This window comes from Wolbachia endosymbiont of Oedothorax gibbosus, assembly GCF_936270435.1.
In the GTDB taxonomy this organism is placed as follows: Bacteria; Pseudomonadota; Alphaproteobacteria; order Rickettsiales; family Anaplasmataceae; genus Wolbachia.
Genome location: NZ_OW370567.1, coordinates 697,455 through 719,043 on the forward strand (window position 1 = coordinate 697,455; position 21,589 = coordinate 719,043).

The window sequence follows — 21,589 nt, forward strand, 5'->3', positions numbered from 1 at the left end:
GTCCGCTGGTCTACTCTCCTTTGAATGATTCAGAAAACATTCCATTGACAAACAATCACGCTGAACAACAGATACGACACTATGTCGTTTACCGTAAAAACTCATATTTTACCCAATCGGAGCGAGGAAACACATTCCTTGAGCGGATAATTTCATTATACTTAACATGGAAACAAAGGGGCTTTCCAAAACCTTCTATCTATTGTTTCTTAAACCACTCTGCTGAACGGATACAATTCATTAGCTTCAAAAATTGTAATACTTAAAAAAGAGAAATCTAATTTAAATCTAATTAGGTTCTCAGCCTCTCAAAAAAATCCTTTAACAAGAAAGAGCATTCTGTTTCCAATATTCCACCATAAACTTCAGGTATATGGCTGCAAAATTGAAATATCTTAGCACCATTTTCAATACCTCCACCTTTGGGATTGTAAGCTCCAAAGTACAATCGTTTAATTCTGGCGAAGGAAATAGCTTGAGCACACATCGGACATGGTTCTAATGTTACGTACATATCAGCATCACAAAGCGTGGAAGTTGAAAATGCTTGTCTGATCGCTAACATCTCTGCATGTGCAGTTGGATCATTGGATATGTTGTGTGCAGAAGAGATGATATTGTCTCCACTAACTATTACAGCGCCTATTGGCACCTCACCATTTTTCTGGGCAAGTTTGGCTTGCTCTATGGCAAGCTCCATATATTGATACTTGAACACTTTCCTTTGCTAATCTTCTTTTTTTAAATTTTATTAACTGCTGCCTTAATAAACGATATAAAAAGAGGATGAGGAGAAAACGGCTTTGATTGAAACTCTGGATGAAACTGCACACCAATAAACCACGGATGACTCTCTAACTCCACTGCCTCTATACATGTTCCATCTTCTGATATGCCACTGCATAGCAACCCATTTTTTTCCAAATCATCTTTATAATCTGAATTGATTATGTATCTATGCCTGTGTCTTTCTGAAATAGTAGTGTTACTGTATGCATCCATCATTTTAGAGTTTGCATTTATATTACATTTGTATGCCCCGAGTCTCATGGTTCCACCAAGATCGTCATCTTGATCGCCAGCTAACTTAACGATTGGATGTTTACAGTTATGAAATTCTTCAGAGTGTGCATCTTCAAGCTTAACAACATTACGAGCAAACTCAATAATTGCAAGCTGCATACCAAGGCAAATTCCAAAAAATGGGATATTATTTGTACGGGCATAATTTATTGCTAATATTTTACCCTCTACTCCATCATCACCAAACCCCCCTGGGACAAGGATTGCATGAGAATTTTGTAATTTTTCTTCCATAAGCTTTTCATTTATAGGTTTTTCTTCCTTCTCTCTTGAGTTAACCCAATTTATCTTTACTTTGACTTTATTACTAATCGCACCATGATTTAATGCTTCAACCAGTGATTTATACGCATCAGGGCATTCGGTGTATTTTCCCACTATAGACACAGTAACTTCCTGTGTTGGGTGCCTTATAGAGTGCACTATTTGATCCCATTCAATCAAGCTTGGTTTTGGCTCACTTAAATGAAAGTGCTCCAAAATTTGCGTATCAAGCCCACATTGGCTATACAACACCGGTAACTCATATATATGACTCACATCAGGAGCAGGTATCACATTGGACAAAGAAACATTGCAAAGCTTAGCTATTTTCTCTCTTTGATTATCGAAAATTTCTTTCTCACTGCGGCATAATATAATATCTGGTTGTAACCCCGCGGAATTTAACTCTCGAACTGAATGCTGCGTTGGTTTTGTCTTTAATTCTTGCGCTGCGGTAAGATATGGTATTAAAGTTAAGTGAATAAGGATAACTCTTTGTTTTCCTAATGTGTAGTTAACTTGGCGTATAGCCTCCAAAAATGGTTGGCTTTCAATGTCACCTACAGTTCCGCCTATTTCACATATTACAAAATCTAAACCTTCCGTACCATTAAAAATAAACGATTTGATTAAATCTGTTACATGAGGAATGACTTGCACAGTTTTGCCCAGATAATCACCACGCCTCTCTTTCTTCAATAACTCATGATATATCTTACCAGTTGTTATATTGTCATCTTTTGTTGCTTTAATTCCAGTAAAACGCTCATAATGCCCAAGATCCAAATCAGTTTCAGCACCATCCTCGGTAACAAATACCTCTCCGTGCTGAGTTGGGTTCATTGTTCCAGGATCAATGTTGAGATACGGGTCAAGTTTTCTGATACGGATCTTAAAACCGTGAGCTTGAAGAAGCGCACCAACGCTTGAAGCAACTAAGCCTTTACCAAGCGATGACACAACTCCACCTGTGACAAAGATAAATTTAGCTTCCTTCATTAATTTTCAAATGGAACAGAAGTAGATTCACTTTCTTGCTTTTTTTCTAATATAATTTTTTCTGCGATCGATTTTTTATGTACGTCTTTTGAATATAATCCTGACAATAGCAATGTGTTTATAATAAACAATCCAGCAACAATAGCTGTTATTCTGCTGAGCGGGTTTTCAGAAGATTTTACCGGAATCATCGAATTGACCCCCTGTTGTGTATTACTAAAACCACTTAACGAACTACTCCCAGGTGGCTGCAAGAGCACTAAAATTACTAACACAACAACCAATATTATTTGAAATATACTTAATACCGCTACTGACATTATAGATAGGGCTGAAAATAAAAATCTTAGCAGTACAAAGCACGTAAGTCAAGAACATCTGTCACCCAAATAACTTGAAATCTAAGACTGCTTACCTTATTTTGATTAACATATGCATAAGACTTTGGGCTTAATATGTATCACATTTTAAAATACAAAAATTATGAACCAAAAATAGACGAAAGTGCTTTCATCGCATGTGGTTCGCATATCATAGGCAAGGTTGAAATAGGAAGAGATGCAAGCATCTGGTTTAATTGTGTGGTCAGAGGAGATGTTGGATCAATAAAAATAGGTAATGGAACAAATATTCAAGATGGAACGGTAATTCATGTGGATAGAAACCCAGGTGGTGACACAATTATTGGCAGTATGGTAACAGTGGGACATTTTTGTATGTTGCACGCATGCACAGTGCATGATAAAGCGTTTATTGGTATGAGCTCTACCGTGATGGACTATGCAGTTGTGGAGCCTGAAGCTATGGTAGCTGCTGGCTCACTGGTGACACATGGAAAAGTGATAAAAAGTGGAGAAATATGGGCTGGCAGGCCAGCAAAGTTCTTCAAAAAAATGTCGAATGAAGAAATTAAACATATTACACAATCAGCACAAAACTATATTATGCTAATGAAAGAATATAAAAACTGAAGTTCGCGTCAAGTGTTTTACTTGACACGAACATCTCAGCTCAACCCTTGTTACTTCCCTTTATTATTCCCACTTACTCCTTGTGATTCCGCTCCATCCACCTGAGTACTAGGTAATGCTGCATATGTAATACCACCAACTACGAGTGCAGATGCTACTGCTATACCAATCATTACTAACATCTCTAATCTAACTGTACGTTCAAGTGCAGTAAATGCTACCAACCCAGCAGCAAGAACCATACCAACAGTAGCGGTGTACCGTGCTCCATTGCCTTGTTTTAGTTGTTGAATTTTTTTGTTTTCAGCTTCTAATTCTTTATTTTTCTTCTCTAATTGCTCAACTTGAGCAGTTAGTGCTTCTATTTGCTCTGTAGTTTGTTGACTGTCTTTTAATGGTGCATTCTGTAACTGCTGAACTTCATCCTTTAGTGTTTTTATTTGATTGTCTTTGGTTTTTAACAGAGCAGGATTTTGTGCTGCCTTTAACTTCTGAACTTCATCATTTAGTTCATCTATTTTTTTTAATGATCCATTTAGTTGAGTTTCTAATTCTTCCCCAAGTTTTGTACTTTCCCTTAATTGATCGTTAACTTGAACAAGTTTACCTTCTAAGTTCGCAACTTCCTTATTGAACTTCCCTGCACTTATTATATCGTCCGTTAACTTTGGCTTAATCAACTTCACAATTTCATCTACATTTTTACTTTGATCAGTCTCTATTATAGATTTTATTTTGCTTTGTAACCCTTTATGCAATTCCTCCTTATCTTCATCTTTCATTTCTGATAAATCATTGCCTATTATATTTTCTATTGTGTTCTTTAATTTTTCTTCATATAAGCTCTTAACTTTGTCTGTTAAATCTTGACCTGTGAGTTTAATTAGACCTCCCATCTCTGTCTTTATTGAATTATCTACAAATAACTTCTCAATTGCACCATTAACTTTCTTCTGTTCATCTTTTAAATCTTCTAGTTGCTTTTGTAAGACTGTTTTTTCCGTGTCAGCTTGCTTAGCTTGCTCTCTTACAGCTTCTAATTCATTGCTAACTCGAGTAAATTGACCTTTTAAGTTTTCATTTTCATCCTTTAACTCCTCAGCTTCCTGTTTTTTAGCTTTCACCTGTATATATAACACTAGACTTTCCTTATTGAGCGTACTTATCAACTTTAACTCTTTCTCAATTGCCTTCACAACTTCATTTGCACCTTGATTACCTTCCGTTATTAGATGCATTATTCCTTTCTGTGACCACAATTCACGAAATTGCTCCTTATCTTCATCTTCTATTTCTATTTTGCTTATGACATCTTCTATTACGCTCTCTAATTTTTCATCATATAAGACCTTAAGTGCGTCTTCTAACTCTTGCTCTTGACCTGTGAGTTTAATTAGACCTTCTATCTCTGTCTCTATTGAACCGTCTTCAAATAAATTCTCAATTGTAGTATTAACTTTCTCCTGTTCATTTGTTAAATCTTCTAGTTGCTTTTGTAAGTCTGTTTTTTCCTGCTCAACTGCATTGACTTTAGCTTCTAATTCTTTATTTTCCTTCTCTATCTGCTCAAATTTATTTGCTTTTTCTAGTATTTCATCTGATAGTCCAACTTTTGCAGCAGTTTTTGTTGCCTCTTCAGCTTTTAGTGCATTTATTGCAGCCGTTATTATTACTTGATCAGCTTTGAGTTGAGTTTTCACTTCCTCTGTTAATTCAGTTTTTAGAGTGTTTTTTATTTCTTTTTCTAATGCAGTTACTACGTTTCCTATGGATTGTTCATCTTCAACTTCCAACACTTTTTTAAGGAGATTTGCTAGGAATTGTTTTTCTTCTTTCTTTAGACTCAAACCATTAATATCTAAGATGTTAGCGATACTTTTTAAATTATCAAAAGTGAACATATTAAACCTCAATATATATAATGATATTACATAATACCTTTATAAAACCTAAGGTCAAGTAATATTTTCATCATAGCACAGAAAATTTATGTTCGTAAACAAAAAAAATTTGGCGTAAAATGGCCGTATTTGCTTAATTGTGCTATAGCTAAATGACAAAAAAAAGGGCTCTTGTTTTCCCGATCTACATAAGAGAAAATTAAGACCAACCAAATTTTTTATCTTGCAGCTTTATTTGCAATATTGCTACCACACTGATCAATAAGCAGAAGACTATATAAAGCCCAGCAGCAAGGTTTGTTTGAGGAAATGTTACAGTCAACCAAATACAAACCATAGGGGTAAATCCTCCATGTAATGCATAAGAGATGTTACGTGATAAGCTTACGCCACTAAATCTGACATTGGTGGGAAAGAGTTCAGATGCAACTATTCCTATGGGAACTATACCCCTTTCTATTATAGAGAGAACCATTACGCTCAACGCAATCACAAGATAATTTTTGTAGTAATATGCAATAGATAACGCAGGACAACACAGTGCCATTGTAATTGCTATAAATAAGATTGCAGTGCGCTCTTTTCCAACTTTATCAGCCAACATTCCAAACGCTATTGAAGATATCGGCATTAATATACTGGTTATAATCAATACAATTTCGTTGATATATGTCGTTACATAAACATCCACTGATGCTATTTCCTTTGCGAGTGTTCGAAGAAATATGGTAAATCCAACAGCAACATTAACAGGTACAGATATTAAAATAGCAAGTATAAGAGCTCTCTTGTGGCACTTTATAAGCTCTATTATTGGCAAATCAGGTAAATTTCTTTGTTTTCGATTTTTTTCATATGCTGGAGTTTCTCCCAATGTGTATATGCTATACGCGCTAATTAATCCTAAAATAGCTGAGAAAACAAATGGCAATCTCCAACCCCAGATACAAAAATCAGTAGTTTTTTTGCAGATAATTACTATCACCGCAGAAAGCAAGACGCCAATGGAGCGGCCAAAACCCATTATTCCAAAATACATCCCTAAGTTCTCTTTCCTACTGGATAAATGCTCTATAAGATAAACAGAACTTCCTTGTTCACCACCAAGTGCAATTCCTTGTGTTATATGGATTGCAAGAAGCAATATAGTAGCTACTTGATTGTGACTTGGAATAAATGCAATGAGACTTGATGGTATCGATATTAGCAAGATAGTAATTATTAATGCTATCCTCCTTCCATACCTGTCACCAACGTGACCAAATATGAATGCACCAAGTGGCCTTACAATTGCGCCTAGCCCTACAATTCCAAATAATTGCAGTATGTTACTGTAGACATCTTTTGCAAAACAAAACTCTCTGCTGATTATGTTAATCAAATCAATAAAAAGCATGTAGTCATACCATATTGCGATTCTGCAGAGTATGGTTGATATCAACACCCTTGTTTGCACTAAATTCAATTCGTAAATGTTTGCTTATTTTATTGTGGCTACTTTTTAGGATTTTGCAACCTAAACATGCCAGCACGTGACGTGCGAACGTTTATTTTCGAAGAAATCTTATACTAATTTTACCTCAAATATAAAGATGTCATCCGAGTAGCCCCTTCTCCTGTCATCCCAGTGCCCAGACACTGGGATCCAGGATTTTGACTGTAAACAAGCATACTATACAACATTTTCAATGAAACTGCCAAAAACTGGATTCCAGCGTCACGCGCTGACCTCTCTTGGGCTCTTTTAGCCATAAATATTAAGAAATTTACCAGGCAGAAAAAAAAGACAAAGAAATCCCGTGGTAATTAGTGTTCACTCTCTAATCCTGCAAATCGGCGTACTATACTGTCTTAAACAGCGCGTTTCAGCTTGAAAACCTAGAAATACTGTGAAGACATAAGGTGCACATAGTGCAAAAAATTAAAAATAAGACGCCAATCACGTAATACTGTTGTCGTTTAATCTGCACAGATTGAAGATAAATGAATACCTTCAGTATCATGATAAGGGGGCTGGCGGAGTTTGTCAAGTAGGTTTTTATGACTTAGGTTACGCACTGGAATAGAGAGCTGGATGAAAAGGAAGCTGGTAGCTAAATTACAATGTTTGCTAATGGAAAAAACTGCGAATACCAGTGAAAAGCATAGCAATTTTATTTTCATTTGCAGCTGCTATCACATCTTGATCTTTCAGCGAGCCGCCTGGCTGAATTATAGCTGTAATCCCATGTTTTGCACTTTCTACTATGCTATCTGGGAATGGAAAAAATGCATCTGAAGCAAGCACTGCACCTTTACATTTTTCACCTGCTTTTTTTACTGCAATGTTCACACTATCTATTCTGCTTGTTTGCCCTGCACCGATGCCAATAGCACAACCATCTTTTGCTATAACTATTGCGTTGGATTTCACATGTTTACATATTTTCCAGGCAAAAATAAGATCTTCCTTTTCTTTTTCTGTTGTAGTACATTCTGTTACTTGTTCTGCTTTTATTGTGTGGTCATTATTTTCTTGCACCAAAAACCCACCAACAACATTTTTAGTTTGGTATTTCACATTTTGTTGGAAAGATTTATGAATAATCACTCTTAAGTTTTTCTTTCTTTGCAAAATGTTTAGTGCCTCATTGTTTACTGATGGTGCTATCAGAACTTCTAAAAATATCTCGTTTAATTTTTCTGCTAGCTTTAAATCTATCTCCCGATTTAAAGCTACTATACCACCAAAACTGCTTACTTCATCACACGATAGGGCCTTTTCATATGCCTCTAAAGCATTATCACCAACAGCAGCGCCACATGGGTTATTGTGCTTTATTATCACTGCTGCAGGTTCTTCAAATTCAGAAATTATGTTAAGTGCGGACTCTATATCTACTATATTATTATAACTCAACTCTTTCCCATGTATTTTTTCTAGCGGATATTTGGTAAATTGATTGCTATAAAATGCAGCTTTTTGATGGGGATTTTCACCATACCTGAGTTCTTGTACTTTATGTCCATATAGTGCAAAAAACTCTGGCAACTCATTATTTTTACTCTGGGATAAAAACCAACTGTGAATATTAGAATCGTAGTGTGCAGTGAGAGCAAATGCTTTGATTGCTAAATGTTTTCTATATTCCAATGTTGTTTCATTGTTATTTTTTATCATCTCAGCTTTTAGTGCTTCATAGTCTTGAATGCTAGAAATGACTGAAGTAAAATGAAAATTTTTTGCTGCAGCTCTAATTAACGCCACTCCACCGATATCTATTTGTTCTATAATTTGCTCTTCATTTGAGCCGCTATTTACTGTCTCCCAAAATGGGTATAGGTTAGTTATAAGCAGGTCTATTGGCTCAATACCTAGATTTTGTATTTCCGTTTTGTGTTTTTCTCTATTGCAAAGTATTCCTCCATGAATTTTAGGGTGTAAAGTTTTCACTCTACCACCCAGTATCTCTGGAAATTGCGTATAATCTGAGACTTCTTGCGTTTTTATTCCGGCATCAGATAGTGCTTTATAAGTATTTCCTGTTGAAAGAATTTCTATTTGTTGCTGCATTAAAAACGATGCAAGATCAATTATATTCGTTTTATCGTATACTGATATTAAAGCTCTTTTTATTTTCATTTTTATATGGAAAGTTTTTTAAGATTATATCTAAGAAAAAGGAATTTGTCTATATATAGCTACTACGTCATACCGCCGCGGTATCTCGTTGTAGATTCCGCTATAGCTGTACGAACATTCATTTTTGAAGGTAAATTGCACAGCAAATGGTGTCATTCCAGTGTTTGGCACTGGAATCTAGTCTTTATTATGCAGCCACTTATTTAAAGTTAAGTTTTCTGGATCCAAGTAGTCAGGGCACTGGGATGACGAGAAAGGAGCACTGGGATAATAAGAAGAGGGCACTGGTATGACATCATCCTTTTTTCTGGATCCAAGTAGTCTGGGCACTGCCTTTGTGTTTGAGGCAAAACCTGCTATAACATTTAACACACTGCTTTCACAAACGAATGTCCGTACAGTTGTGTAACAAGCAGCCAAATTGTAGAAGTTGCTTTAGCCCTCCTAACCTTCCCTTCAAAGCAGTCTATTCTATAAATTTTTTTACCATGCTTGATTTCAAGCCACGAATAAAGTCTTCAATACTGCAAGGATTTCTCCCTTCCATTTGTACAATTTTAGGAATTAAAGTGCCACCTTTTAAACTTATGTGCATGTTATCATTAACGATCTTACCTTGTTCTGAAGCGAAAGCTTCAAAGTCAGCATCAAGTATCCTGACACGTTTATTCTCTATCTTGATGAACGCTTTTGGGTAAAACGCTTTAACCTTTCTATAAGCAACTTCACAAGCATCACTTGCATAAATTTTATAGTCTTCCACTTTGTCAGCGTAACATGCATCATTATCGTTCTGTTTTAAGGGAACCTGTTTTTCAATTTCGTTTAGCACTTCCAGCAGTAAATCACTGCCTAGTTCAGACAATTTATCATGCAATGTCTTGTAATTATCGTTCTTTTCAATCAGAAGTTTTTTCTGTTTTAAAATAGGGCCGGAATCTAATCCTTCATCCAATTGCATAATGCTAACCCCGGTTTCTTGATCTCCGGCTAAAATTGTGTGCTGTATGGGAGCTGCACCACGCCACCTTGGTAATAATGAAGGATGAATATTAATACAACCATATTTTGGAATATTCAAAATTTCTCTTGGGAGTATCAACCCATACGCGGCAACAACTGCAACGTCTGGTTTGAAATTTCTAAATTTTTCTTGCTCTGCCGAAAACTTTAGAGAGATAGGAGTACATACCTCTATGTTACTTTCTTCAGCGATAACATGTACTGGAGATTTCGTTGGCTTTTGTCCACGTCCTGAGGGTTTTGGAGCCTTGGTGTATACTGCTACCACTTTTCTCTTTGATTTCAGTAACAAGCTCAGAGAATTAACAGCAAATTCTGGTGACCCCATGAAAATAATTCTCATGGTGTTTTTGCTTTAAGAATTCTCCGCTAATTTACCACTTACAGCTTCTACTAATTTGGCAAAATCATCCTTATAATTAACGGCCATCTCAGCAAGAATTTTTCTATTTAAATCAATGCCGGCAAGTGTAAGACCATGCATAAACCTACCATAAGTAAGCCCATGCTCTCTTGCTGCTGCATTAATACGTATTATCCATAAGCTACGGAAATCACGTTTACGGGTTCTTCTGTCTCTGTAAGCATATTGCAGTGCTTTTTCAACTCTTTGTAATGCAATTCTATAACAGCTTTTTGCGCGTCCTCTATAACCCTTTGCCAGTTTCAATATTTTTTTATGACGAGCGTGAGTAGTGACTCCACGTTTTACCCGAGCCATTTTATTTTACCTCCATTTTGTTAAATACCATAAGGCATATAAAGCTTAACTATACGCGAGTCAGATTTACCAAGAATCGTTGTACCGCGCTGATTACGAATATTAGATTTACTTCTCTTTACCATGCCATGCCTTTTGCCTGACTGAGTAGAAATGACTTTACCCTTAGCTGTAAGGTGAAAGCGCTTTTTAACAGAAGATTTGGTTTTTAATTTTATTTTCTTCATATTCCAAATAAATTTACAAGCACTACTATTGAGTTCTTTAATAGTAATTAAGCATTAGTATAAATAATTTTATTAAAGAATCAAATTAAAATTGTATATTAAAGGAGCTTAAATGTAATTACGCCCAATATATGTGTTATACCTTCTTTATCCCCAAGTGGCAACAATACTTGTCTCATTTTAACACTTTCACTTTCTTCCTCTTCGTTGATTGGGCACTTACTATCTATTACAGTATCAAGTTTATCAATAACTGCATCTATTTTATATAGTCGCAAAAATGGTGCATCAATTGCATATTTATTATCAATGCGCGTCTTTTTCTCAAAACCATAGAATTCAACAGCCTTTTCTCCTGCATTTTCACAAATATAACCTTGATCCTTGACTTCAATGATAAAACAATGCTGCCATGACTCCATTATTTCTGCAGTGTCTATTTCGTGTCTTTCTGGCCAATCTCTGTCTGATCCTTTTATATCACTCCAGTGTTGAGTCACCACATTTGCTATTCTTTTTTCTTTGCCTACATAAATTTCCATTCCAATTTCCACATATAAAACACAGATATGAGGTAAATTTATCGTGAATATATTGATTTTTTCTTACCACAAGGTGCATGTCACTAGAAGTTCTGAGATCTGAGAGAGGTATTGATTTTATTTCCATTACAACTTATTATTTATAGATAACCTCAATAAAAATAATGAAGTTAAGTGAAATCAGAGAAAGATTTATAAAATTTTTTGTAAATAATGACCACGAGCAGGTTTCTTCTTCTCCTTTGATTCCAGAACATGACCCAACGCTCATGTTCACAAATGCTGGTATGGTGCAGTTTAAAAATATTTTTACTGGTGCTCAAAAAACTGAAATGAAACGTGCTGTCTCAAGTCAAAAGTGCCTAAGAGCAGGCGGTAAACACAATGATCTGGAAAATGTTGGCTATACAACTCGGCATCACACATTTTTTGAAATGCTCGGAAATTTTAGCTTCGGTGATTACTTTAAGGAAACCGCGATAGAATTCGCGTGGAAATTTATTACTAAGGAGTTATCTCTTGATAAAAATAGACTATCCATAACCGTCTACCATACTGATGATGAGGCGTACGAGATTTGGCGTAAGATAAGTGGCTTTTCAAGTGATAAAATCATAAGAATTGCAACGGATGACAACTTTTGGAGTATGGGAAGCACTGGTCCATGCGGTCCATGCTCTGAAATTTTTTATGATCACGTAAATCCTAACCTACAAGATGACGACAGGATTGTTGAAATCTGGAATCTGGTATTCATGGAGTTTAACAAAGATGAAGAAGGTAATTTACACAAATTGCCAAAAAAATGCATCGATACTGGAATGGGCCTTGAAAGAATAGCAGCTGTTATGCAGAACGCCCATGATAACTATGATATCGACCTATTTTCTGCTTTAATAGATAAATCTCAAGAGTACTGTGGAAGAACGGAAAATAATGTAGCACATAAGATCATAGCAGATCATCTTCGTGCAGCTACATTTCTCATCGCAGAAGGAGTGCTTCCTGGAAATGAGGGCAGGAATTACGTATTACGCAGATTAATTAGGAGAGCCGCACGTTATATCCACCTGCTTGGGTATAATGATTCTCTACTCCATCGCATTTTTCCGGCGCTGATAGATAGCGCGAGTTCGGCTTATATGGGGGATATTTATCCTGAATTGATCAGAGCTAAAAGCTTAATAGAAACGACATTAAAATCAGAGGAAGAAAACTTTAAAGACACTTTGATGAAAGGTATCAATCTTCTGGAGAAATTCACTACAGATTTAAAATCGGGCGATACTTTGCCTGGAGAATCAGCGTTTAAGCTATATGACACCTATGGATTTCCTTTGGATATTACACTCGATATTTTAAAAGAGAAAAAAATAAATTTTGACCAGAAGGGTTTTGATGATGCAATGGGAGAACAAAAAGAGAGAGCACGTACTAAATGGGCTGGATCTGGTGAAAAATCTGTTGAGCAAGTATGGTTTGATTTGATCGATAAATTTGGCAAAACAAAATTTGTTGGTTATGAGTTCAATGAAGTAAGTGATGCGAAAATACTAGCTATAGTTTCCTCTAAAAATGAAATAATTGATTCTGCAAAGGAGGGAGAGAAGATAACCATTATACTTGATAAAACACCTTTTTATGGCGAGTCAGGTGGACAGGTGGGGGATACTGGCAGTCTGATCAAATCTGATAGAAGTATTATTATAGTCGAGAATACCAATAAGGTTAATGACCTATATTTGCACAGATGCATAGTTAAATCTGGCTCAATTTGTAAAGGTGATGTAGTTACAGCAAGCATCGACAAGGAAAGAAGGCAAACCTTAAGAAGAAATCATTCAGCTACGCATCTTCTGCACTTTGCATTGAGGAAAATCTTGGGTGATCATGTCACTCAAAAAGGTTCCCTAGTTGCACCAGATAGACTGAGATTCGACTTTAGTCATAACACTCAAGTTGCTCAGGATCAGTTGTTTTGGGTAGAGGATATGGTAAACTCTCTAATCAGAGAAAATCTTTCTGCATCTACAAAAATTCAAAGCATGAATCAGGCAATAGACGAAGGAGCTATGGCGTTATTTGGTGAAAAATATGGTGATCAGGTTAGAGTTGTAAATATTGGAGATTCGAAAGAGCTATGTGGTGGCACGCACGTTGAGCATACTGGAGAAATCGGTTTATTTAAGATAGTAACAGAAAGTTCTGTTGCTTTTGGAGTGAGAAGAATTGAAGCTTTAACTGGTCAAGAAGCTATTAATTATGTACGTGATAATGAAATTAGCTTAAAAAAAGTTGCAGAATTCATAAAAGTGCCAGCAAGTGAAATAATAAACCGATTAAATATTTTAAATCAAGAGCGCAAGGAATCCGAAGCTAAAATAAAAAACCTATATAAAAAGCTTGTGAGTGCAGAGAATATAAAAAGTACTGAAATAAATGGAATAAATTTTGTAAGTCATGCTTTTACCAATATTCCAGCGAATATAATAAGAGAGTTTATTTTACAGCAACAAAAACCAAAAACGGTAATAGCTTTTACGGCAACAGAAAAAGATAAAACAGTTTTGATTGTCAAGGTAAGTAAAGACTTAACTAATAGGATCAGCGCAAAAGAACTGATATCAATAGCAGTTGAAAAGAACTGTGGTGGAAATCCTGAACTTGCACAAACAGGCTGTGATGGCAATAAAATAGATGATGCCATTACAGCCATTTATAGCAAAATAACAGCTTCTAAGGACTAATCAGGTTAACGGATAAAAGTTCGTTATTTCACTATATTAGGTCATCATGTTGGTGATAATCATGATTACATAGTGAGTAATTGCCTACGTAGTTTTCGTCAGCATCTTGATTAACATCAGGTTTAAGCAAAGAAAGATTGTCATCGGATTGTTCTTCTGATAAGTTAAGCAAAGAAAGGTTGTTATCAGATTGTTCTTCCTCTTTAGACCCAAATAACCATGAAAAGAATGATGAGATAGAATCAATAACGGATTTAATTGCTGAAAAAATATTGGATAAGAAATTACTGGGTTGCTCTATTTCATCCACATCCACTTCAGGTTTACTTCTGCTTATAAGTGTCTTATCTAACCATTCAGATATATTCTTGTCTGGATTATGAAAATACATTTTCTCTATGTCCTTATTTTCATCAACAAAAATTACTACAGTTGTATTCTGACTTAATGGCCCCTCATTTAATCCATCACATTAGACTTCTTTCAAAATTGGAAAAGAGCAAAAAATTAGTATAAAATCATACATTTAAAAGTATGAGATATGAAGAAACTAAGGAGTTAGATGAAGAGAAGTTTCGTCGTCTGACAGGAGTAAAGAAGGCAACTTTCAACAGGATGGTAGAAATTTTAGATGAAGAAGATAGAAGGAAAAAAGCAAAAAGTGGGCGTAAAAGCAAGCTCTGTATAGAAGACAGGCTACTTATGGCATTGGAATATCTTCGTGAATATCGGACATATTTCCACATTGGTCGAAGTTATGGTATGAGCGAAAGTACGACCTATAAAATCATAAAGTGGATTGAAAATACATTGGTAAAACATCCGGATTTTGCATTGCCAGGGCGAAAAGAGGTTCTAAAAAGTGATATAGAATATGAGGTTTTAGTGATAGATGCAACAGAAACTCCTGTGGAAAGACCCAAAAAAAGCAAAAAAGATTTTATTCAGGAAAAAAGAAAAAGCACAGTATAAAAACACAGATTATTTCGGAAAAAGAAAGCAAAAAGATCATTTGCACGTCTTTTTCAAATGGTAGGAAACATGATTTTCGGCTTTTTAAGGAGTCAAAAGTGCACATACTACCAAGTATCAAAGTCCTAGCAGATAGCGGTTACAGAGGTCTACAAAAAATTCACGCAAATGTTGAATTGCCACATAGAAAAACGAAAAAGCACCCATTGACTAAGAAACAAAAGCAAGAAAATCAAGAGCTTGCAAGCAAAAGAGTTGTGGTTGAGAATGTAATCGGTTTGCTTAAAAGATTTAAAATTATTGCAGATAAATATCGCAATCGGCGAAAACGTTTTGGATTGAGATTCAATTTGATAGCTGGAATTTACAATCTAGAGTTGATGATGTGAATTTTGAAAGAGGTCTATTCACTAACGAGCGATTCATGAGAGTTCTTAATGTCTTTGATAAATTGAAGTTTTTCTTTTTCTGCTGAAAGATAACCTTTGTGTTCTGCTCTATAAGTTGTACCTTCGTATTTAAAACTAAACATCCATCCACGATCTTCATATTCATCTAGTCCAGAATTCTTGACACGTTGTATAATTTGAAATTTTTCTTCTTCTGAAAGATCCTTGCGGTATATACTACAAGTTGTATCTTTATATTTAAATTTAAACATCCATCCAAAATCTGTATACTCATCCACTAGTTCGCAAAGCTTCCTGGCATTTTGTATAACTTGAAATTTTTCTTCTTCTGAAAGATCCTTGCGGTATATACTACAAGTTGTACCTTTGTATTTAAAACTAAACATCGATCCATGATCTTCATATTCATCTACTAGTTCACGAATATTCTTGACATTTTGTATAGCTTTAAATTTTTCTTCTTCTGAAAGGTTCTTGTGATATTTATAAAGTGTACCTTTATATTTAAATTGAAACATCCATCCATGGTCTTCATATTCATCTACACCCATCTGCTTGCAAATAGCTTTATAATTTTTTTCTTCTACTTCTCGTCCAACAACATTTGCTATGAATTCAGTATCCTGAGTACTCAAAGCTTTGACTGTTGCCGATGGTGAAAAACGCAATTGAAATATGTGGCCTAGCTCATGACCTAGAACAAAATCCATGGCACTTTGCTTATATGTCAGAATATTCTGAAAATCTGTTACTCCTCGTGTAATATATCCTGGACCACCATCTTCATCTATGCCAAGAAGATCATTATACTTTGTATAATCGCTTCTATTATTAAAAATGTGAACCGTTATATTGTAACTTGCATTACTATTTTTCAAGCAAAACTTTTCTTTAAATGCTTCATAGGCAGTTTTAATGTCTGTTTCTATTTGGTTTTGTTCCTGCTCAGATAAGTTATCGTATTTTATAGTACAATTTATATACCCGTATTTAACGGTAAAGCTGTTAGACAAAACATCATGTATATTTGTGGAAAAATAATTGAACTGCTTTGACTCAGCTTCCTTATACAATTGATGCCCATATTTATCACTAGAATACTTTGGTAGTTTAGGTACTTTGGCAATTAAGTTTTTGTTACTATCAAAAAAAGAAATGTCTGTATTACCAATTTCACAATTTTGTATAGATTGCCCGCAAGTGCCATCATTTGCACAATCGTGATGATTTTGGTCAGTCTTCTTATAAAACCATGCGTTAGTGTATTTTCCCATTTTGATACCTCACTACCAAACCTTACTATATTATTATCTTGGTAGAAGTTATAATAATTCGTTAACTTGTATTTTAAATTTATGTATCAAGTATACTTTTTTCATAAAGTGCTATTGTGAAGCTAATGAACTTTATTTGTTTAAAATTTTGCTGAAATAGCTCTTATTTAATATGATTACTTCTATGCTTAGCCATTTTCAAGACAGGTTCTAAGAGACTTAATTTGTATATAGGAAAACCTTAAAGTCTTTTACTCATAGTCTATAAAGTTTGTTTAAACTATTTTCAAAACAGATAAAATATAATTTTACAATTAGCGTAAATAAAATGAATTATGATGTAATCATTTCAGGTGGTGGGTTACTTGGTCTTATTACTGCAATTGGCCTCAGTTGTGACTCTGTGTCTGTAGCTGTGATTGAAAAAAATAGTCTACCACGTGTAGTAGATGATAATCGAGCATTTGCTATTTCTCAAGGCTCGAAAAAAATATTGGAAAAGTTAGGGATTTGGCAGTTTGTGGAAAGTGAAGCTGAGCCAATACTTGATATATGCATATTAGATGCGGTTACTGTGCATTACAATCATAAAATGGTTAGCGAAGAGCCAATGGGTTATGTTATCAACAATGCTACTATATGGAATGCAATCAACAATAATTTTCTAAATAAACTGAATATATACTCTCCACATTCCTATAAAACAATTGCTTGTGATTCAGGATATGTGGAAGTGATTCTTGATAATAACCAGGAATTAATATCATCGCTACTTATTTGCGCTGAAGGCAAAAACTCTAAATTACCAGAGTTATTTTCTATACCGACAGTGAAATTTGACTATAAACAAAGTAGCATAGTATTTAATGTAAAGCATGAACTGCATCACCAAAACTTAGCTGTGGAGGGTTTTTTCCCTGGCGGTCCATTTGCAATTCTACCGATGAAGGGTGGCTATACTTCTTCGATAGTTTGGACAGAAAAATCTGAAATTTCAAAAATGCTAATGGATCTGTCTGAAGAAGAATTTATTATAGAGCTTAAAAAAAGATTTGGTTCTTATTTAGGAGAGATAAAATTAGAGGGTGAAAGAAAACTTTATCCTTTAAGTTTTGCTTTCGCAAAAAAGTTATATAAGGGTAGAGTTTTGCTTATCGGCGATGCAGCACATTCAATTCATCCAGTTGCAGGTCAAGGGCTTAATCTTGGAATTAGAGATGTAGAAAGTGTTATAAAGCACATAGTTGCTGCAAAAGCGGCTGGTACTGATGTTGGCAGTAGTTATTTATTAAAGAAAATTTCACGTAACAGATACTTTGATAATTTTACAATGGCGCTTGCAACTGATGGATTAAATAGGATGTTTTCCAACAGAATATTCTGCGCTAAAGCACTAAGAAATCTTGGCTTGATTGCAGTTGAAAATTCAAATTTTCTCAAAAAAAGCTTCATTCGACATGCTATGGGATTTATATAAACTACTATTTTATCTATTAAGCACGATAAAGAAAATCATTTATAATCGCTATAGCAACTAGTGTAGACACTTGACGTTCCTTGTGATTTGATAAATAGAGGTTTTTATCTGACTTCACAACAAGGGCTTCTGGATGACTTTGAAAGTGAACATTACCATGCTTATCTTCAATAGCCTCTATTACCCCATCACTGGAAAATGCTGCAACTTTATATCCAAGTAACTCCAATTTTCTTCTATTTTCTGGTGTATTACTTACTGCTCCTGAATGAGCATCCGGAAAGTACACTGAAAACCAGCCGTTTTCATTGGGTAGTAAAAATTTAGCTATTACCTCTGCTAAACGGCTGCTTGGAATTACCTTTATCTGCTGAAGAGGTACATCCTCTTTTTGTGGATTGGGCGCTGATTTTAAATGATTCTCCTCATCACTCACAACACTCGTTATTTCAATTCCTTTTGCATGCATAATGCCTTGCAAACCACCGCATATTCCAAGCAAATGAATGGCAGGATTATCATCAACTATTTTTACAATTGCTTCAGTCACAAGCTGGCGGTAAGGGGTAGGAGGAAACGGTTCTAAGTGAAAGTTATAATGATTTCCTGGAATAAATATTAGACTTCTTTCAAAATTGGAAAAGAGCAAAAAATTAGTATAAAATCATACATTTAAAAGTATGAGATATGAAGAAACTAAGGAGTTAGATGAAGAGAAGTTTCGTCGTCTGACAGGAGTAAAGAAGGCAACTTTCAACAGGATGGTAGAAATTTTAGATGAAGAAGATAGAAGGAAAAAAGCAAAAAGTGGGCGTAAAAGCAAGCTCTGTATAGAAGACAGGCTACTTATGGCATTGGAATATCTTCGTGAATATCGGACATATTTCCACATTGGTCGAAGTTATGGTATGAGCGAAAGTACGACCTATAAAATCATAAAGTGGATTGAAAATACATTGGTAAAACATCCGGATTTTGCATTGCCAGGGCGAAAAGAGGTTCTAAAAAGTGATATAGAATATGAGGTTTTAGTGATAGATGCAACAGAAACTCCTGTGGAAAGACCCAAAAAAAGCAAAAAAGATTTTATTCAGGAAAAAAGAAAAAGCACAGTATAAAAACACAGATTATTTCGGAAAAAGAAAGCAAAAAGATCATTTGCACGTCTTTTTCAAATGGTAGGAAACATGATTTTCGGCTTTTTAAGGAGTCAAAAGTGCACATACTACCAAGTATCAAAGTCCTAGCAGATAGCGGTTACAGAGGTCTACAAAAAATTCACGCAAATGTTGAATTGCCACATAGAAAAACGAAAAAGCACCCATTGACTAAGAAACAAAAGCAAGAAAATCAAGAGCTTGCAAGCAAAAGAGTTGTGGTTGAGAATGTAATCGGTTTGCTTAAAAGATTTAAAATTATTGCAGATAAATATCGCAATCGGCGAAAACGTTTTGGATTGAGATTCAATTTGATAGCTGGAATTTACAATCTAGAGTTGATGATGTGAATTTTGAAAGAGGTCTATTCTATTTATCTTGTGCTCTTTAATAAATTTTGCAACTGCAATTTTTATTCGATCTAGTACTAATTTTCTTGCCAATAGCTTATCTTGTTCTGACAAGATAAGCGACTCTTCCTGGATTTCTTTTAGATTAATTATTTTGTTGTAGTCAATAAGTACGGTTTTAACTCCAAAGTTGTTGAACATCTCATATATAGTCTGGGATAGTCCAATTTCGTGTGGGTATGTTTCTTTCTCTGTTTTCAATAAACCAACTACTATAGCACTTCTCATAATAATCCGAACAGATCATAGAAAGGCAGAATCAACAGCATGACGAAAAGACTTGAATAGAGGAATGTTTTTCCTGACTCTGTTTTTTATAGCAAACCAATGATGTTCAATTTTGTTAAAATCTGGAGAATACGGTGGCAGATACAAAATTTCTGCACCAATCCCTTTAGCAAGCTTAATGATCTTATCAGACTTATGAAAAGTAGCATTGTCAAGAATGACAGTTTGTCCAGGTTCCAAGGTCGGTATCAAAAATTGCTCAAACCATCCATTAAAAATATCCATATTACAGTGGCCTTCAAAGGTTAATGGAGCAACTATTTTTCTTTCACTTAAAGCTGCAATCATACTGATTCGTTGAGTTTTCTTCCCAGATTTTAGGGCATAAAACCGCTGTCCCTTCTGACAATATCCATAGGGGTAGTCTTCAGTGTTGTCAATGCCAGACTCATCTATATACACTAAGTTTTTAGGTTCTTTTGTTGCTATAATTTTCAAGAATTTAGCACGTTTTTCTTCGCTTCTTTCCTTGTACCCATAGGTCTTTTTTTGCGTGTAAATCCAATTTTTTTCAGGGCTCGGTGGATAGTTTGGATACTAACGTTGCTCCAAAGTTTAGCCATTTCCAATAGAGTCTTTCCTCCGTTTTCTCTGGCAAATTTAGCAAAGGCATCCCAGTCGGTAATTTTGTGATTGTAACCTCCATTTCCAAGTTTTTTTGATTGAAAGTCACCTGTTTCTTTTCTTCTTTGCTGCCACTCCCACAAAGTAGTTCGTCCAATTTTAAATCTTGCTGCCACTGTTTCTCTGCTTTCTCCCTCGTCTAGAGCTTCCATTGCTTTTTTCCTTAAGTCATAACTATATGCTGCTGGCATACCTACCTTCACTACTACAAATCCTTATTTTACCTTATTTGGACTATTATGAAAAGTACTATATATTACTACTTCTCTCCTTTTCTGTTATCCAGCCATATTCTTCTTTTCTGGCCGCATGTACTGGTTTTATGTTTGCATGATGGTTACTCAAAAGGCTGCTTGTATAAAGGTCCTTACTAACATCAGCATAAGCAAAGCTGCTTAATAATAGAACTCTAATTAATAATATATTAAATAATTTATTATAATATTCATATGTCATGATTTACCTCTTTAATGTTATATTAGTACTACAGTGTGTTACAGAGTGTTTTACAACAAAGAGGTAATTTTAGTAAGAAAGGAAAAGTGGTTTGAGTAGAAGTTGAATCAGCTATATAATGAAGGTTGCTTGTATACATACTTACACTAATATAAGCAAAGCTACTTAATAATAAAACTTTGATTAATAAAATACTAAACATTTTAATAGCACTTCTTCTTAACACTTGCATTAATACTGTAACACATTATTAGAACACTTTGCAATAAAAAACTGAGTTTAGTAAGGAAAGGAAAGTGGCCTGAGCAGGAATCGAACCAGCGACACAAGGATTTTCAGTCCTTTGCTCTACCAACTGAGCTATCAGGCCAACTGTATACTTTCATTTTTAGATAAAAATTGTTATCATGTCTATCAAAAG

Annotated in this window: 19 protein-coding genes, 1 tRNA gene and 3 pseudogenes; 6 read left to right on the plus strand and 17 right to left on the minus strand. The window is 34.9% G+C overall.

Annotated elements, in window-relative coordinates; genetic code table 11:
• Window positions 1-20 precede the first annotated feature (20 nt).
• A pseudogene (locus NBW39_RS03505) lies at window positions 21-213 on the plus strand (IS66 family transposase); the annotation flags it as partial.
• A gap of 79 nt (window positions 214-292) precedes the next feature.
• Here the strand turns inward: NBW39_RS03505 and NBW39_RS03510 are convergent.
• From NBW39_RS03510 to secG, 3 genes are read right to left on the minus strand one after another with little or no spacing between them, the layout of a single operon-like run.
• Complete coding sequence (locus NBW39_RS03510; protein ID WP_250295623.1) at window positions 293-700, minus strand: nucleoside deaminase; 408 nt, start codon at window positions 698-700, stop codon at window positions 293-295.
• A gap of 41 nt (window positions 701-741) precedes the next feature.
• Window positions 742-2,346 carry a CTP synthase gene (locus NBW39_RS03515; protein WP_250295624.1) on the minus strand — a complete coding sequence of 535 codons (1,605 nt, stop codon included), beginning with the start codon at window positions 2,344-2,346 and terminating at the stop codon, window positions 742-744.
• Window positions 2,346-2,666: a preprotein translocase subunit SecG gene (gene secG, locus NBW39_RS03520; protein ID WP_250295625.1), complete on the minus strand. Its 321-nt coding sequence runs from the start codon at window positions 2,664-2,666 to the stop codon at window positions 2,346-2,348. Before secG ends, NBW39_RS03515 begins: the two co-directional genes overlap by 1 nt.
• A 135-nt stretch (window positions 2,667-2,801) precedes the next feature.
• Between secG and NBW39_RS03525 the strand changes: the two genes are divergently transcribed.
• Window positions 2,802-3,317 (plus strand): gamma carbonic anhydrase family protein, encoded by a 516-nt coding sequence (locus tag NBW39_RS03525; protein ID WP_250295626.1) that lies wholly within the window; start codon window positions 2,802-2,804, stop codon window positions 3,315-3,317.
• Window positions 3,318-3,367: 50 nt separating this feature from the next.
• Here the strand turns inward: NBW39_RS03525 and NBW39_RS03530 are convergent, their stop codons facing one another.
• From NBW39_RS03530 to NBW39_RS03560, 7 genes are all read right to left on the minus strand, one after another.
• Entirely contained in the window at window positions 3,368-5,218 is a 1,851-nt protein-coding gene (locus NBW39_RS03530; RefSeq protein ID WP_250295627.1) for a hypothetical protein, read from the minus strand.
• Between the two features lie 199 nt (window positions 5,219-5,417).
• Window positions 5,418-6,674, minus strand: a complete 1,257-nt coding sequence (locus NBW39_RS03535) for an MFS transporter (RefSeq protein ID WP_256466320.1) — start codon at window positions 6,672-6,674, stop codon at window positions 5,418-5,420.
• A gap of 654 nt (window positions 6,675-7,328) precedes the next feature.
• Complete coding sequence (gene purH / locus NBW39_RS03540; RefSeq protein WP_250295628.1) at window positions 7,329-8,840, minus strand: bifunctional phosphoribosylaminoimidazolecarboxamide formyltransferase/IMP cyclohydrolase; 1,512 nt, start codon at window positions 8,838-8,840, stop codon at window positions 7,329-7,331.
• Window positions 8,841-9,306: 466 nt separating this feature from the next.
• The gene (gene fmt / locus NBW39_RS03545; protein ID WP_250295629.1) at window positions 9,307-10,206 is read right to left on the minus strand and encodes a methionyl-tRNA formyltransferase; all 900 of its coding nucleotides are present in this window, start codon (window positions 10,204-10,206) and stop codon (window positions 9,307-9,309) included.
• Between the two features lie 12 nt (window positions 10,207-10,218).
• On the minus strand, window positions 10,219-10,584 hold the full coding sequence (gene rplT / locus NBW39_RS03550) for a 50S ribosomal protein L20 (protein ID WP_064125369.1): 366 nt from the start codon (window positions 10,582-10,584) through the stop codon (window positions 10,219-10,221).
• A gap of 20 nt (window positions 10,585-10,604) precedes the next feature.
• Entirely contained in the window at window positions 10,605-10,811 is a 207-nt protein-coding gene (gene rpmI, locus NBW39_RS03555) for a 50S ribosomal protein L35 (protein WP_015589253.1), read from the minus strand.
• Between the two features lie 98 nt (window positions 10,812-10,909).
• Window positions 10,910-11,353, minus strand: a complete 444-nt coding sequence (locus tag NBW39_RS03560) for a PAS domain-containing protein (RefSeq protein ID WP_250295630.1) — start codon at window positions 11,351-11,353, stop codon at window positions 10,910-10,912.
• Window positions 11,354-11,517: 164 nt separating this feature from the next.
• Between NBW39_RS03560 and alaS the strand changes: the two genes are divergently transcribed.
• On the plus strand, window positions 11,518-14,100 hold the full coding sequence (alaS, locus tag NBW39_RS03565) for an alanine--tRNA ligase (RefSeq protein WP_250295631.1): 2,583 nt from the start codon (window positions 11,518-11,520) through the stop codon (window positions 14,098-14,100).
• A 31-nt stretch (window positions 14,101-14,131) separates the two neighbouring features.
• Here alaS and NBW39_RS03570 read toward each other — a convergent pair whose 3' ends face one another.
• Window positions 14,132-14,410 (minus strand): hypothetical protein, encoded by a 279-nt coding sequence (locus NBW39_RS03570; RefSeq protein ID WP_250295632.1) that lies wholly within the window; start codon window positions 14,408-14,410, stop codon window positions 14,132-14,134.
• Window positions 14,411-14,634: 224 nt separating this feature from the next.
• On the opposite strand from NBW39_RS03570, the gene NBW39_RS03575 reads away from it, so the two are divergent.
• A protein-coding gene (locus NBW39_RS03575; protein WP_250294694.1) for an IS5 family transposase occupies window positions 14,635-15,461 on the plus strand; the annotation gives its coding sequence in 2 pieces (ribosomal slippage) (window positions 14,635-15,022 and window positions 15,022-15,461; 828 coding nt in all).
• Between the two features lie 14 nt (window positions 15,462-15,475).
• Here the strand turns inward: NBW39_RS03575 and NBW39_RS03580 are convergent.
• Complete coding sequence (locus NBW39_RS03580) at window positions 15,476-16,756, minus strand: hypothetical protein (RefSeq protein ID WP_250295633.1); 1,281 nt, start codon at window positions 16,754-16,756, stop codon at window positions 15,476-15,478.
• Between the two features lie 328 nt (window positions 16,757-17,084).
• Between NBW39_RS03580 and ubiH the strand changes: the two genes are divergently transcribed.
• Window positions 17,085-18,233, plus strand: coding sequence for a 2-octaprenyl-6-methoxyphenyl hydroxylase (gene ubiH, locus NBW39_RS03585; protein WP_370273766.1), 1,149 nt, complete (start codon window positions 17,085-17,087; stop codon window positions 18,231-18,233).
• A gap of 16 nt (window positions 18,234-18,249) precedes the next feature.
• Here ubiH and NBW39_RS03590 read toward each other — a convergent pair.
• A pseudogene (locus NBW39_RS03590) lies at window positions 18,250-18,852 on the minus strand (gamma-glutamyl-gamma-aminobutyrate hydrolase family protein); the annotation flags it as partial.
• A gap of 61 nt (window positions 18,853-18,913) precedes the next feature.
• On the opposite strand from NBW39_RS03590, the gene NBW39_RS03595 reads away from it, so the two are divergent.
• A protein-coding gene (locus NBW39_RS03595; protein ID WP_250294694.1) for an IS5 family transposase occupies window positions 18,914-19,740 on the plus strand; the annotation gives its coding sequence in 2 pieces (ribosomal slippage) (window positions 18,914-19,301 and window positions 19,301-19,740; 828 coding nt in all).
• Here NBW39_RS03595 and NBW39_RS03600 read toward each other — a convergent pair.
• The 4 genes and pseudogenes from NBW39_RS03600 to NBW39_RS03615 all read right to left on the minus strand — a co-directional run.
• Window positions 19,726-20,028, minus strand: a pseudogene (locus NBW39_RS03600) (glutamine amidotransferase); the annotation flags it as partial. The gene NBW39_RS03595 and the pseudogene NBW39_RS03600 overlap by 15 nt on opposite strands.
• A 15-nt stretch (window positions 20,029-20,043) precedes the next feature.
• A protein-coding gene (locus NBW39_RS03605; RefSeq protein ID WP_250294642.1) for an IS630 family transposase occupies window positions 20,044-20,903 on the minus strand; the annotation gives its coding sequence in 2 pieces (ribosomal slippage) (window positions 20,044-20,579 and window positions 20,579-20,903; 861 coding nt in all).
• A gap of 58 nt (window positions 20,904-20,961) precedes the next feature.
• Entirely contained in the window at window positions 20,962-21,168 is a 207-nt protein-coding gene (locus tag NBW39_RS03610) for a hypothetical protein (protein ID WP_250295635.1), read from the minus strand.
• Between the two features lie 297 nt (window positions 21,169-21,465).
• Window positions 21,466-21,538 (minus strand) — tRNA-Phe (locus tag NBW39_RS03615).
• Window positions 21,539-21,589 lie beyond the last annotated feature (51 nt).